Annotated in this window: 14 protein-coding genes; 12 read left to right on the top strand and 2 right to left on the bottom strand. The window is 74.2% G+C overall.

Annotation, left to right across the window (positions count from 1 at the left end):
• Positions 1–3: 3 nt before the first annotated feature.
• From ACFWJO_RS12700 to ACFWJO_RS12655, 10 genes are read left to right on the top strand one after another with little or no spacing between them, the layout of a single operon-like run.
• Complete coding sequence (locus ACFWJO_RS12700; protein WP_386864717.1) at positions 4–297, top strand: acyl carrier protein; 294 nt, start codon at positions 4–6, stop codon at positions 295–297.
• A gap of 21 nt (positions 298–318) precedes the next feature.
• Complete coding sequence (locus ACFWJO_RS12695) at positions 319–1,143, top strand: class I SAM-dependent methyltransferase (RefSeq protein ID WP_386864716.1); 825 nt, start codon at positions 319–321, stop codon at positions 1,141–1,143.
• The gene (locus ACFWJO_RS12690) at positions 1,143–2,201 is read left to right on the top strand and encodes a 3-oxoacyl-[acyl-carrier-protein] synthase III C-terminal domain-containing protein (RefSeq protein WP_386864715.1); all 1,059 of its coding nucleotides are present in this window, start codon (positions 1,143–1,145) and stop codon (positions 2,199–2,201) included. Before ACFWJO_RS12695 ends, ACFWJO_RS12690 begins: the two co-directional genes overlap by 1 nt.
• Complete coding sequence (locus ACFWJO_RS12685) at positions 2,198–2,464, top strand: acyl carrier protein (RefSeq protein ID WP_384408563.1); 267 nt, start codon at positions 2,198–2,200, stop codon at positions 2,462–2,464. The genes ACFWJO_RS12690 and ACFWJO_RS12685 overlap by 4 nt, the downstream gene beginning before the upstream one ends.
• Positions 2,461–3,291, top strand: coding sequence for a hypothetical protein (locus ACFWJO_RS12680; protein WP_386864714.1), 831 nt, complete (start codon positions 2,461–2,463; stop codon positions 3,289–3,291). Before ACFWJO_RS12685 ends, ACFWJO_RS12680 begins: the two co-directional genes overlap by 4 nt.
• On the top strand, positions 3,288–4,658 hold the full coding sequence (locus ACFWJO_RS12675) for a condensation domain-containing protein (RefSeq protein ID WP_386864713.1): 1,371 nt from the start codon (positions 3,288–3,290) through the stop codon (positions 4,656–4,658). Before ACFWJO_RS12680 ends, ACFWJO_RS12675 begins: the two co-directional genes overlap by 4 nt.
• Positions 4,659–4,672: 14 nt before the next feature.
• Positions 4,673–5,818 (top strand): polysaccharide deacetylase family protein, encoded by a 1,146-nt coding sequence (locus tag ACFWJO_RS12670; RefSeq protein ID WP_386864712.1) that lies wholly within the window; start codon positions 4,673–4,675, stop codon positions 5,816–5,818.
• Positions 5,819–5,824: 6 nt separating this feature from the next.
• Entirely contained in the window at positions 5,825–7,198 is a 1,374-nt protein-coding gene (locus ACFWJO_RS12665) for an MFS transporter (RefSeq protein ID WP_386864711.1), read from the top strand.
• Entirely contained in the window at positions 7,179–7,988 is an 810-nt protein-coding gene (locus ACFWJO_RS12660) for a 4'-phosphopantetheinyl transferase family protein (protein WP_386864710.1), read from the top strand. Before ACFWJO_RS12665 ends, ACFWJO_RS12660 begins: the two co-directional genes overlap by 20 nt.
• Before the next feature lie 53 nt (positions 7,989–8,041).
• A complete protein-coding gene (locus ACFWJO_RS12655) occupies positions 8,042–8,731 on the top strand; it encodes a pyridoxamine 5'-phosphate oxidase family protein (protein WP_386864709.1) in 690 nt (229 codons plus the stop codon).
• A 61-nt stretch (positions 8,732–8,792) separates the two neighbouring features.
• On the opposite strand, the gene ACFWJO_RS12650 is transcribed toward ACFWJO_RS12655, so the two are convergent.
• Positions 8,793–9,632, bottom strand: coding sequence for a sigma factor-like helix-turn-helix DNA-binding protein (locus tag ACFWJO_RS12650; RefSeq protein ID WP_386864708.1), 840 nt, complete (start codon positions 9,630–9,632; stop codon positions 8,793–8,795).
• Between the two features lie 4 nt (positions 9,633–9,636).
• Complete coding sequence (locus tag ACFWJO_RS12645) at positions 9,637–10,038, bottom strand: DUF6479 family protein (RefSeq protein ID WP_384408881.1); 402 nt, start codon at positions 10,036–10,038, stop codon at positions 9,637–9,639.
• 178 nt (positions 10,039–10,216) lie between these two features.
• Between ACFWJO_RS12645 and ACFWJO_RS12640 the strand changes: the two genes are divergently transcribed.
• Positions 10,217–10,726 (top strand): SigE family RNA polymerase sigma factor, encoded by a 510-nt coding sequence (locus tag ACFWJO_RS12640; RefSeq protein ID WP_386864707.1) that lies wholly within the window; start codon positions 10,217–10,219, stop codon positions 10,724–10,726.
• A 69-nt stretch (positions 10,727–10,795) separates the two neighbouring features.
• The gene (locus ACFWJO_RS12635; RefSeq protein WP_386864706.1) at positions 10,796–12,079 is read left to right on the top strand and encodes a hypothetical protein; all 1,284 of its coding nucleotides are present in this window, start codon (positions 10,796–10,798) and stop codon (positions 12,077–12,079) included.
• Positions 12,080–12,185 lie beyond the last annotated feature (106 nt).

Raw genomic sequence — 12,185 nt, 5'->3', positions numbered from 1 at the left:
GCCATGAGTTCCGCAGGTACCGACTCCGCAGGTGTCTCCTCCGCAGGTGTCTCCTCCGCAGGTGTCTCCTCCGCGGGTATCGACAAGGTCCGGGACTGGATCCTCGGCCGTCACCCCGAGCGCACCGAGCTCGCCGCCGACGTCGACCTCATCGAGAGCCGGCTGGTCGACTCGCTCGCCTTCGTCGAGCTCGTCTACACGATCGAGGACGCCGCGGGCGTCGAGATCGACTTCGACAACATCGACATCGAGGACTTCCAGACCCTCGCGACCATCGAGAAGGCGTTCTTCGCCTGATCCCGAGGAGGGATCTTCACCATGGATGCAGTCTCCTACACCGCACAGTGGATGGCCGCGGCCCGCGCGCAGGAGTCCGAGCGCGAGGACGCGCTGTTCGTCGACCCGCTGGCCCGTGACCTGGCCGCGCCCCGAGGCTTCGAGCTGATCGAGCGCTACGCCGGCGGCGGTCTGCTGCCCTTCATCTCCATCCGGACCCGGTTCCTCGACGACGCCATCCGGGACGTCCTCGCCGAGAGCGGGATCCAGCAGGTGGTGCTCATCGCCGCGGGCATGGACACCCGCGCGTTCCGGCTCGACTGGCCCGAGGGCACCGAGCTGTACGAGGTCGACCACGCCCTGCTGATCGCGGAGAAGCGCCGCCGGCTGGACGCCCTCGGCGCCGAGCCGCGCGTCGACCGGCGCGAGGTGTCCGCCGACCTCACCCAGGAGTGGATGCCCGCTCTGGAGGCCGCCGGCTTCGACCCCGACCGCCCGACGCTGTGGGTCGCCGAGGCGCTCACCTTCTTCCTCACCGAGGAGCAGGCCGCCGGACTGCTGCGGCTGCTCGCCTCCGCCTCGGCGCCCGGCAGCCACCTGGCCTTCGACATCCTCGGCCGCGCCCTGCTGCGCAGCCCGTTCTCGAAGCGCTTCCTGGACACCCTCGCCGCCGACGGCACGCCGTGGATCTTCGGCACCGACGAGCCCGAGGAGTTCCTGACGGCGAACGGCTGGAAGACCACCGACCTGCGCGAGCCCGGCCAGCCCGGCGCCGGCGAGGGGCGCTGGCCGTACGACGTCCAGCCGAGGGACCGCCGCGGCGCCAACCGGCTGTGGCTGATCCGCGCCGAGGTCGTGACGGCCTGATGAGCCTGCCGACCACGGACCGCCGGATCACCCTGGAGCGGATCGAGTCCTACCTGCCCGAGCGCAGCGTACGGATCGAGGAGCTGGGCGAGCGGCTCGGTCTGCGCCGGGCCGAACTGGGCGTGTTCCGCAAGTTCTACGGCCTGGACACGCTCCGCTTCGACCCCGAGCTGCCGCTGCTCGACCTGCTGCGGCCCGCCGCGCGCGGCGCCCTGGCCGCCCTGCCCGAGGGCGGCCGGGTCGACTACCTGGCCTACGCCCACGTCACCCAGGCGGTCGCCCCCGCCGACGTGGACGTGGCCCGTGAGGTCGGCGACGCCCTCGGGCTCTTCGACACCGAGGCCTTCGGCCTCAGCCACCAGGCCTGCGTCAGCAGCCTGGGCGCCATCGAGGTGCTCGGCGAACTGCTGCGCGCGGAGGGCGCCGAGGGCGCGTACGCGCTGATGATCACCGGCGAGCAGGCGTACTCGCCGATCGTCCAGCACGTGCCCAACACCTCGATCATGGCCGACGCCGCCGCCTCCTGTCTGATCACCCTGGACGGCGAGGGCGACGAGGTCCGGTCCTTCGCCACCCGGACCCTGGGCGAGTACGCCCAGTGGCTGGAGCTGACCGCCGAGCAGAACACCGAGTTCGGCGAGCAGTACGGCCGGCGGATCGCCGAGGTCATCCACCGGGCGGTGGCGGAGGCCGGGCTGACGCTCGACGAGATCGACCTGGTGATCCCGCACAACGTCAACAAGCTGGCCTGGCGGCAGACCATCAAGGAGCTGGAGGTGGCGCCGGAGAAGGTCTTCCTGGACAACGTCCCCCGCTACAGCCACACCTTCGCCTCCGACGTGTTCGTCAACTACACGACCCTGCGCGACGCCGGCCGCCTCGTGGACGGCGCGCACTACCTGCTGGTCTCCGTCGGCCTCGGCGCCACCTTCGGCGCGATGGTCATCACCCACCGGGCCGACCGGGCCGCCGGTGCCGCCGGGGCCGACCAGGCCTCCAAGGCCGCCGGGGCCGACCGGGCCGATGCGCCCACGCCGGCAGGAGGTGCGACCCGATGAACCGTCAGGAAGTGCTCCTCACCATCGAGAAGGCGCTCAGCGAGGTCCTGGAGCGGCCCGTCTCCGGGCTCACCGAGGAGACCGCGCTCTTCGACGAGCTGCAGCTCACCTCCCTCGCCGTGCTCGGCCTGCTGATGACCGTCGAGGAGACGACCGGGATCTCCATCGACCCCGAGCAGCTCGACATCGACCACCTGCGGACCATGCGTTCCTTCGCCGACTACGTCGAGGCCGCACTCCGCGAAGCAGAGGGGACGTCATGAGCGGACTCGCCGTCCGGGCCGCCACCGCGGTGCGCTCGCCGCAGGGCCGGGGGCCGGCCGACGACCCGGCCGTGCTCGACTACTACCGCGACCTGCTCACTCCCTTCGGCGAGAAGCCGGACGAGGAGCTGCTCGGCCGCGGCGCGCACGTCCACCACCGCGACCTCGCGGACCTGCTCGTCGCCGACGAGGGCGTCGGCCGCAGCAGGCCCGAGCTGCTGATCGTCACCCACGCCCTGCCGGACGTCGTGCCGTTCACGGCCGTCGCGCCGCACCTCACCGACCGCCTCGGCGGCCGGGCGGCCAACTTCGCGATCGCCCAGCAGGGCCTGGCCGCGCCCTTCACCGCGCTGCGGATCGCCGCGGCGTACCACCGCGCGGGCCGGGCCGCGGAGGTCGTGCTCGCGGTCCTGGAGCAGACCACCCTTCCGACGGCCTTCCCGCTGGTCCAGGACACCCCGCTGACCGACTCGGCCGCGGCACTCGTCCTCGGCGCCGGCGACGGGCCCGGTCTGCGCTTCGTCCGGGCGCACTCGGCCGGTTCGGCGGCGGCCGCGCTCGACGGGTACGGGCCGGGGCGGGAGCTCGACGAGGACGGCACGCTCCTCGTGCTCGGGCCCTGGGTGACCGAGGACCTCCCCGAGCGCACCGCGGTGCACCGGGTGGCCCCGGGCAGCTACTGCACCAGCCTCTGGCTGGAGCTCGCCGACCACTGGCAGGAGTGGCAGCGGTCCTACCGGCGGGTCGTCCTGTGCGACACGGACCCGCGCTCCGGCCGCAGCCACGTGGCGCTCTTCGCAACCGAGGGAAAGGCGGCAACACGATGACCACCGCTGAGGAGCCGGCCGTCAGGCTGGTGTCCGCGAGGTCCGGCAGCGGCCCGGCCACCTGGGGGCAGCGGGCGATCTGGGGCGTCGTCACCCGGCTCGGCGACGACGCGCCCCGCTACAACGTGCCCGTCGACCTCCCCGTCGCCCCGCCCCGTCCCGTCGCCCGCGTCCTCGCGGACCTGACGGAGCTGCTCCTGCTCCACGACAGCCTGCACACCAGGTGGCTGCCGGCCGGAGAGGACGGTCTGGAGCAGGTCGTCGACGGCAGCGGCGAGCTGCCCGTGGAGGTCAGGACCTCCCCGGAGGAGAAGGCCGCGGAGGTGAGCGCGGGACTCCTCGCCGAGCTGGCCGGCCGCTCCTTCGACCACACGCGGGAGTGGCCCCTGCGGATCGGCCTGGTGGAGAGCGAGGGCCTGGTCCACCGGCTGGTGATCGTCGGCGCGCACACCGGGATGGACTACTGGGGCCTCGGCCGGCTGCTGCGCGACCTGGAGTCGATCCAGGCGGGGGAGACCGCCGCGTCGCTGCGCCAGGCCCGCCCGGCCCAGCAGCCCCTCGAGGCCGCCGAGGTCCAGGCCTCCCCGCTCGGCCGCCGCCGCGACGAGGCCGCCCGCCGCTACTGGTGCGAGCAGCTGACCGCCGGCCCCCGGCGGATCTTCCGCAACCCGGCGGCGCCGCAACTCGCGGACGACCCGGCCCGGATGTTCCCCAACGCCCTGCTGCGCTCTCCCGCCCTCGCGGTCGCCGTCGGGCGGGTCGCGGCGGAGCTGGAGGTCAGCGACGCGGCGGTGCTGCTCGGCGCGGCGTCCCACCAGCTGGCCAGGATGTCCGGGAGCAGCGACGTGCTGTTCCAGGTCGTGGTGGGCAACCGCTTCCAGCCGGCCGCCGCCGCCTCGGTGAGCACGGTGGCGCAGGAGGCCCTGTTCCGGCTGACGGACGCGGACCGGGACTTCGCCGACGCGGTGCGGCGGACCCGGTCGGTCGCGCTGAACGCCTTCCGGCACGCCGCGTACGACAAGTGGGCGCTCGACCGCGAGGTGGCGCTGCTCGTCGAGAAGGGCGAGGCGGCGGACCACTCGTACTGGTGGAACGACACCCGCGACCCGGGCGTCGGGCCCTTCGACACGGTCGAGCGGCCACGGGCCGCGCTGAGCGAGCTGATCGGCCGGACCGAGCTCAGCTGGCCGACGGAGTTCCTGCCCCGCAGGAACGTGTCGATGGCGGTGGACGTGCTGACCGCCCCGGGCGCCCTCGACCTCGCCATGACCGCCGACCCGGCGGTCGTCGACCGCGCGGGGATGGAGCGGTTCCTGCGGGGGGTCGAGCGGCTGGTCGTCGCCGAGGCGATCGCGCTGGGGGACTGATGACCACGGGACCGATGAGCACGGGAGCGGTGAGCACGGGAGCGGTGAGCACGGGACCGATGGCCACGGGAGCGATGACCACGGGAGCGGTGACCACCGCGCGGTACGCGGGAATCGCCTGGACCGGCTCGGGCTACCGGGTCCACGTCGTGGACGGCACGGGGCGCCGGGTCGTCGAGCCGAGCAGCTGGGGCGGCGCCCAGGTCGCCGAACTCGTCGCCTGGCTGCGGGACCTGGACGGCGGCCCGGCCCCGGCCGTGGTCCTGGAGAGCACCAACGGCCTGCTCGACGGCCCGATGACGGCCGCCGGCCTGGAGGTGTACCGCGCGGATCCCTGGCTGCTGCCGTCCCGGCCGCGGTTCGGCTCCGTCCCGGCGGAACGGCTCGCGGAGCAGGCAAGGACCGCGCCCGGCTCGCTGGCCCGGGTGACCGCCGAGGGCGGCAGTCTGACCGGCCGTGCCGAGGAGTACTTCGACGGCGTACGGCGCGGCGAGCCGATCGTCGCCGAACTGACCGCCTCCGGGCGGTGCTTCGAGCACGGCAGCCGTGAACTCCCGCGCGTCGCCCTCACCTTCGACGACGGTCCCGACCCGGTGTACACCCGGCAGGTCCTGGAGATCCTGGACCGCTACGGGGCCCGGGCGACGTTCTTCTGCGTCGGCCACCACGTCGCGGCGCTGCCCGACGAGGTGCGCCGGATCGCCGCGGCCGGCCACGAACTGGGCAACCACTCCTGGTCGCACCCGTTCCTGTTCGACCTGACGCCGGACGAGCTGGGCGAGCAGATCGACCGTACGGCGGAGGCCCTGGACGGGCTGACCGGCGTGGCCCCGGCATGGTTCAGGCCGCCGTACGGGGCGCTGAGCCCCGAGGTGCTCGCCGCCCTGGAGAAGCACCCGGTCGCCCTGACGATGTGGGACGTCGACGCCCGCGACTGGTCGCGGCCGGGAGCGGAGCGGATCGCCGCGACCGTCCTGGAGGGCGCCGGCCCGGGCTCGGTGGTGCTGATGCACGAGGGCGCCGGCGATCGCGGCCAGACCGTCCAGGCCCTCCCGTCGATCGTCGAGGGCCTGCTCGAACGCGGCCTGGAACTGGTCACGGTGAGCGAACTGGCTGCCGGCGCGGCCGCTGACGACCACGATCAACGACGGAAGGGCTGAACGGTCATGGAAGAACGCTTGGCGGACCCGCCCGCGGCGGCGACGCCCCCACCGGCGCAGGACGGCCACGACGGCGCGCCGCCGCCGGCGGAACCGTCGTCGGACACACCGGCCTCCGGGGGCGGGTCTAAGGGAGGCCCGTCCTCGGGAGGCGCGTCCTCGGGAGGCCCGTCCTCGGGCGAGCCGGCGATCTGGTCCCGGAACTTCCGGTTCTATTTCGTCGCCCGCAGCGCGGGCCTGCTCAGCTGGGCGATGCTGCCGGTCGCCGTCTCCGCCGGTCTGCTCAGCGGCGGCTACGGCCTGGACGCCGCCGGCTACTCGATGGCCTTCCTCGTCGCCCCGTTCGCCAGCCTGGTGCTGTTCGGCGGCGTGCTCGCCGACCGGTTCACCGCCCGCCGGATGATGATCCTGGCCGACCTGGCCAACCTCACCGCCCACGTACTCCTCGCCCTCCTCTTCATCCACGGCATCGACCACCTCTGGCAGCTGTACGCGCTCCTCGTGGTGGCCGGCACCGCCAACGCGCTGTTCCAGCCGGGCGCCTCCTCGACCGTGCCGCTGATCTCCCGTGACGTGCAGGGCGCCAACGGCGTGCTGCGCACCTCCGAGGCGATCACCGGCCTCGGCGGCCCGGCGCTGGCCGGCGCCATGGTCGGCTTCGGGTCCACCGGCTGGGTGATGGTGATCTCGGCCGTCTGCTACGGCACCAGCGCGATCTGCCTGTTCGTGCTCCGGCTCGGAGCGGTGCCCGCCCCGCCGGCCGGCCAGAGCCTGTGGCGCAACCTGGTGGTCGGCTGGCAGGAGTTCCGCTCCCGCAGCTGGCTCTGGGGCGTGATCCTCATCTGGATGTTCTACGCGGTGCTCTCCTGGGGCCCGCAGCTGTCGGTGGCCGCCGGCGTCATCGTGCCGGAGCACGGCGCGAGCGCCTTCGGCGTGATCAACGCCGCGCTGGGCGCCGGCACCGTGGCCGGCGGACTCCTCGCCATCCGCTACAAACCCGCGCGGCCGCTCGCCGCGGGCGCGGTGGCGATGATGGCGTACCCGGTCTACCCGCTCGGCATCGTGCTCGGCTGGCCGGTCTGGCTGCTGGCCGCCGCCCAGGTGCTGGTCGGCATCGGGATCGGCGTCTGGGGCGTCATGTGGGCCACCAGCGTGCAGACCCAGGTGCCGGGGGAGGTGCTCAACCGCGTCCACGCCTACGAGGTCGCGGGCTCCGTCGGCATGTACCCGATCGGCAGCGCGCTGGCCGGCCCCGCCGTCGACTCGTTCGGCACCGACACGGTGCTCGTCGTGGGTGTCGTGGTCGGCTTCCTCACCTCCGCCGCCCTGCTCGCCACCCGCCCGATCCGTACGCTGCGCCGTGTCCCGGACCGCGCCTGACCGGCGGACCTGGCGGCCGCGCACGGCCACCGACGGCGTGTACTACGCGGTCGCCCGGAGCGAGGAGGTCCTGCGCGCCCTGCCCGTGGCCGCGGCCGACCGGGCGGCCGCCTCGGGTCTGCCGCCCTGGCGGGCCGCGGAGCACACCGCCTCGCGGACACTGCTGCGCGCCCTGCTGCGGGAGACCGGGGAAGGCCTCACCGACGAGCTCGGCGAGGCCTTCGCCGGCGGTCTTGGGCGGGGCTTCGCCGCCGGCCTCGGCGGGGGCCTCACCGACGAGGCCGCCGGGGGATCCTCCGGCGTGGACTTCCCCGGCGTGGATCTCCCCGGCGTGGATTTCCCCGGCGGGCCGGTCGCCGCGCGTCCCGGCGGCCGGCCGTACCTTCCCGGCCGGCCCGACCTGGGCGTGAGCCTTTCGCACTCCGCCGGCTGGGTCGCCGCCGCCGTCGGCCGGAACCGCGACGTCGGCGTCGACGTGCAGGTCCCGGCCGCCGTCGGCGACCGGCTGCTGCGGTTCTGCTGCGCGCCCGCCGACGCCGACGCGCTGACCGTCATGGCCGAGGACCGGCGCCGACGGGAGTTCGCCTGGATCTTCACCGCCCAGGAGGCCTGCGTGAAGGCCGTCGGCGCCGGTTTCGCCGCTCGCCCCTGGACCGTTCCCGTGGCCCTGGGGCAGCGGGCGGGCACCTGGGAGGGGGTCCGCTGGAGCGCGCCTCGCGAGCGGCAGCCGGTGCCGGTCGCCTGCGCGTGGACCGAGCGGGCCGGACCGGCCGGGACGCGCGTTGCCTAGGATGCGTGCGTCCGTGCGCGGCCGCGCACGGCGAACGGGGAGGGACGCACGTGATGAGTGGGACGGCCGGGGAGTTCGAGGTCACCGAGCGGACGCGGTTGCGGCGGATGCGGCACAAGGGGAGCCACCGGCGGGCGGACCTCGACGCCGTCTTCGGGGCGGGCTTCCTCTGCCACCTCGGCGTCGTCGTCGACGGCGCGCCGATGGTCGTGCCGACCGTGTACGGGGTCGACGGCGACACGCTCTACGTCCACGGGTCCGTCGCGAGCCGCAGCCTGGTGCGGGCGCCCGACGGCGTGGTGTGCGTGAGCGTGACGCACGTCGACGGGCTCGTCCTCGCGCGTTCGGTGTTCGAGCACGGGGTGAACTACCGCAGCGCCATGGTCTACGGCGTGCCGCGGACGGTGACCGACCCGGAGGAGAAGCTGCGCGGGCTGCGGGCGCTCACCGAGCAGTCCGCGCCCGGGCAGTGGGAGTACGTGCGGCAGCCGAGCCGCAAGGAGCTGGCGGCGACGGCGCTCGTGGCGCTCGAACTGACCGAGGCGTCCGTGAAGGTCGCGAGCGGGCCGCCGGACGACGGCGAGAGCCCGGACGCCGAGCTGGGACTGTGGGCCGGGGTGCTGCCGGTCGTCACGCGGTTCGGCGAGCCGGAGGCCGACCCGCTGCTGCCCGCCGGGACCGAGCCGCCCGCGCACATCGCCGGGCGGGCCGGACGCGTGCTCGGCGAGCACCACGGCGGCTGAGGCCCGCCTCGCGCTCGCCTCGGGGATGCGGAGGCGCCGGCGTGCGGAGGGGCCGGCTGCCTCACGGGGCGTCGGCGTCCAGCGGGTCCAGCTCCAGACGGTCGAGGTGCGACCCGTCGGCCAGGGCGTCGACGGCCGTGACGCGGCCCTCCAGGACGGTGAACCGGAGCACCGCCTTCGGTTTCCCGTCCGCCGCGGCCCACATCAGGCCCGCCGCGCCGTCCACCAGCGCCAGCCGGGCCTCCTGCCCGCGCCCGGCGACGCGGTGGGCGACGGCCGGTGCGCCGTGCGCGGGCGCCGCACCGTTGCGTACGGCCTGGGCGTCGGCCCGTAGCACCGCGTCCGGGTCGAGGAGGGCGACCAGTGCCTCGACGTCGTCCGCGCGGGCGGCGGCCAGGAACGCCGTCACCACCTGCCGCTGGCGCTCCGGGTCGGGCTCGGGCATCTCCTCCGTGCCCTCGACGCGGCGCCGGGCGCGGGCCACCAGCTGCCGGGTGGCCGCGGGCGTCCGGTCGACGACCGGGGCGATGGCGTCGTACGGGACGCCGAAGTCCTCGTGCAGGACGAAGGCGAGCCGTTCGGAGGGCGTCAGGGTGTCCAGGACGTCGCCGCCCGGGGCGCCCGGGGCGTCCAAGGGGTCCCGGACGGCCGGGCGCCGGGACTCGCGCGAGCGCAGCCGGTCCAGGCAGAGCCCGGCGACCTCGCTCAGCCGCCCCGCGTCCGTCGCCGTCCGCAGGACCTCGTCCGCGGCCTCGGCCTCGGAGGAGCCGAGCAGGCGGAGTGCGACGGTCCGCATGGGCGCACCACGGGCGGGGCTGCCGGACAGGCTGCCGGGCGCGCCGGATCCCGCGCGGCCCGGCGCGGGATCCGTCTCGGTGCGGTCGTCCACCGGTGTGCCCACCGGCTCAGTCCCCGTGGCCCGGTCCGCCGCTGCCGAAGCCGCCGCTGGAGATGCCGCCCCACTTGCGCTTCTCCTCGCTCGGTGGCTCGGGCGAGGTCTCGGTCCCGGACGTGCCGCCGTCCTTCAGCTGGTACGGCATGAGCCGGTGCTCGCCGTCGGTCTGCGGCATCTCGGCCGGTCGGCGGTACTCGGACATCTCACCGGGCGGCCGTTCGGTCTCGGGCCGGTGCGGCTGCTCCTCAGGGTCGGGAGGCGGGAGTTCCTTGTTCCGGACCCGGATTCCGAGAATGAAGGCGCCGATGAGGACGGCGACCACGATCAGCCCGCCCAGCACCTGGGCGAGGCCCGACTGCCAGACACCGGCCGCCGTGGTGACCTGGGCCGACTCCACGAGGAAAGTGTTCATACTCAAGGATTACCCCGTTTCGTCTGAATTGTTCCTCCTCTTTCTCGCCGCCGGCGAAGAGGGGCCGGAGAACCGGCCGGAGACCGGTCGGAGAAGGTCTGAAACATTTCCCCGGGGGCGCCGCGTCATGGAGGTGTACCAGGCAAACGGCCTCGTGACAGCGACGGAGGGGAGGGACATGAGAACGTCCCGCGCGGACGAGTTCCTGGAGTTCGCCTCGGCGAGATCGGGGCATCTGTTCCGCTCGGCATGCCTGCTGACCAGCGGCGACACCCATCTCGCCGAGGACCTCGTGCAGGAGACGCTGGGACGCATGTACGCCGTGTGGGGCCGCATGGCCCGCGTCGGCAACCCGGCCGGCTACGCCCATTCCGTCCTCGTACGGACCTTCCTCAGCCACCGGAGACGCCGCTCGGCCACCGAGCGCCCCCTCGGTGAGCTGCCCGACCACGCCCCCTACACCGGCGAGGACCCGGCCCTGCGCATCGCCCTCCTCGACGCCCTGGCCGGGCTCGCGCCCAAGGACCGGGCCGTGGTGGTGCTGCGGTACTGGGAGGACCGCAGCATCGAGGAGACCGCCGACGTGATGAACACCAGCTCCGCCGCCGTGCGCACCCGCAGCACGCGGGCGCTGGCCACCCTGCGGAAGCGGCTCGGCGGCAGCATCACCGAGTTCGCCGCCCGCTGATCCCCGCCCCTCGACCCGGGGGCCCACCCCACTGTTTTTCGCTCACTGACCCGGAACGGTGATCCCGCCATGCCTCAGCACGGAGAGCACGACCCGACGAACGGACGATTCGAGGAGGAACTGGGCGCGGTCCTGCGCCGCACCGGAGAGGGCTTCGCCCTCGACGACCGCCGCGAACTCGTCAACGGCGGCCTCGTCCGCGGCCGCCGCCGACTCGTGCGCCGCCGCGTCGCCGCCGTCGGCGGCGCCCTGGCCCTCGCCGTGATCGGCGTGGGCGGCGTGTACGGCGGCTCGCTGCTCGGCCCGGCCGGCGGCGCCGAGCAGGTCTCGGTCGCCGGGCCCAAGCCGCTGCCCCGGCAGCCGGACGCGGCGCAGATCCCGGTCGCCGACCTGGCCGCCGTCCTCAAGGCCGCGACCCCCGCCGGCGAGTGGCAGATCGACAACCCCGACGGCACCGGCCAGTCCGTCCTCGGCGTCTACGACGACGGCAAGGGCAAGGCGGCCGTCTCCGTCGGCCTGTACCGCGCCGGCAAGACGGAGGAGAGCAGCCTCGGCCAGGTCACCTGCCCGGACGAGAAGGCCGTCCCGTTCGACGACTGCACCAGCGAGCGGATCCCCGGCGGCGGGCGGCTCATGGTCATCCAGGGGTACGAGTACCCGGACAAGCGGGTGGAGACGAAGAACTGGCGAGCCGTGCTGCTCACCGCGGACGGCTTCCTCGTCGACGCGAGCGAGTACAACGCGCCGAGCGAGAAGGGCTCCGCGATCAGCCGCGAGAACCCGCCGTTCGACCCGGCGCAGCTGAAGGCCCTGGTCACGGCCGAGGGCTGGCGGCCGCTGCTCAAGCAGATCCCCGTTCCCAAGCCCGTGAAGTCCGCGCCCGGTGCCTCCTCCGGCGCGACGGCGCCGGAGGACCGCGGCCCCGACGTCGTCGAGACGCTGCGCTCGCTCCTGTCCCCGCGGCCGGGCATGAAGATCGTCGACAAGGGCGTCGACGGCAGCGGTTACGGCTACGTCGTCCTCGACGACGGCAAGGGAAGGAGCCTGCTCCAGGTCAACGTCCAGCCGCAGATGGACGACATGCGCCTCCAGCACTTCAGCGGCGGCGACGTGACCTTCGCGGCCGACGGCACGCGCGTGAAGCTGACGAAGCAGGTCGGCGAGAAGGGCGGCTCGGGCGTCGTCTGGTGGAGCGCCGACACGCTGGCCGAGGACGGCCTCCGGGTCGTCGTCTCCTGCTTCAACACCGGCGACCAGCACAAGGCGGCCACGCGCGAGGAGCCGGCGCTGACGACGCAGCAGCTGAAGGACATCGCACTGAGCCCGAGGTGGCGCGAGTCGTCGGCGCGATAGCGCGGGACCGGCACCGAGCATGACGGGACGGGGGGGGGGGGGGGGGGGAAGCCAGCCAAAACCCCCCCCCCTCTTCGGGTGACACTTTAATCAGCCATCCCTCGAA

The sequence above is a fragment of the Streptomyces sp. NPDC127092 genome, from assembly GCF_042722475.1.
GTDB lineage: Bacteria > Actinomycetota > Actinomycetes > Streptomycetales > Streptomycetaceae > Streptomyces.
Note: the sequence above shows the minus strand (reverse complement) of the source record. Positions and strands in the feature narration are given on the sequence as shown.

Coding starts and splice junctions, on each gene's coding strand:
- ACFWJO_RS12700 (WP_386864717.1), top strand. CDS start 4: ATGAGTTCCGCAGGTACCGACTCCGCAGGTGTCTCCTCCGCAGGTGTC.
- ACFWJO_RS12695 (WP_386864716.1), top strand. CDS start 319: ATGGATGCAGTCTCCTACACCGCACAGTGGATGGCCGCGGCCCGCGCG.
- ACFWJO_RS12690 (WP_386864715.1), top strand. CDS start 1,143: ATGAGCCTGCCGACCACGGACCGCCGGATCACCCTGGAGCGGATCGAG.
- ACFWJO_RS12685 (WP_384408563.1), top strand. CDS start 2,198: ATGAACCGTCAGGAAGTGCTCCTCACCATCGAGAAGGCGCTCAGCGAG.
- ACFWJO_RS12680 (WP_386864714.1), top strand. CDS start 2,461: ATGAGCGGACTCGCCGTCCGGGCCGCCACCGCGGTGCGCTCGCCGCAG.
- ACFWJO_RS12675 (WP_386864713.1), top strand. CDS start 3,288: ATGACCACCGCTGAGGAGCCGGCCGTCAGGCTGGTGTCCGCGAGGTCC.
- ACFWJO_RS12670 (WP_386864712.1), top strand. CDS start 4,673: ATGAGCACGGGAGCGGTGAGCACGGGAGCGGTGAGCACGGGACCGATG.
- ACFWJO_RS12665 (WP_386864711.1), top strand. CDS start 5,825: ATGGAAGAACGCTTGGCGGACCCGCCCGCGGCGGCGACGCCCCCACCG.
- ACFWJO_RS12655 (WP_386864709.1), top strand. CDS start 8,042: ATGAGTGGGACGGCCGGGGAGTTCGAGGTCACCGAGCGGACGCGGTTG.
- ACFWJO_RS12645 (WP_384408881.1), bottom strand. CDS start 10,038: ATGAACACTTTCCTCGTGGAGTCGGCCCAGGTCACCACGGCGGCCGGT.
- ACFWJO_RS12640 (WP_386864707.1), top strand. CDS start 10,217: ATGAGAACGTCCCGCGCGGACGAGTTCCTGGAGTTCGCCTCGGCGAGA.
- ACFWJO_RS12635 (WP_386864706.1), top strand. CDS start 10,796: ATGCCTCAGCACGGAGAGCACGACCCGACGAACGGACGATTCGAGGAG.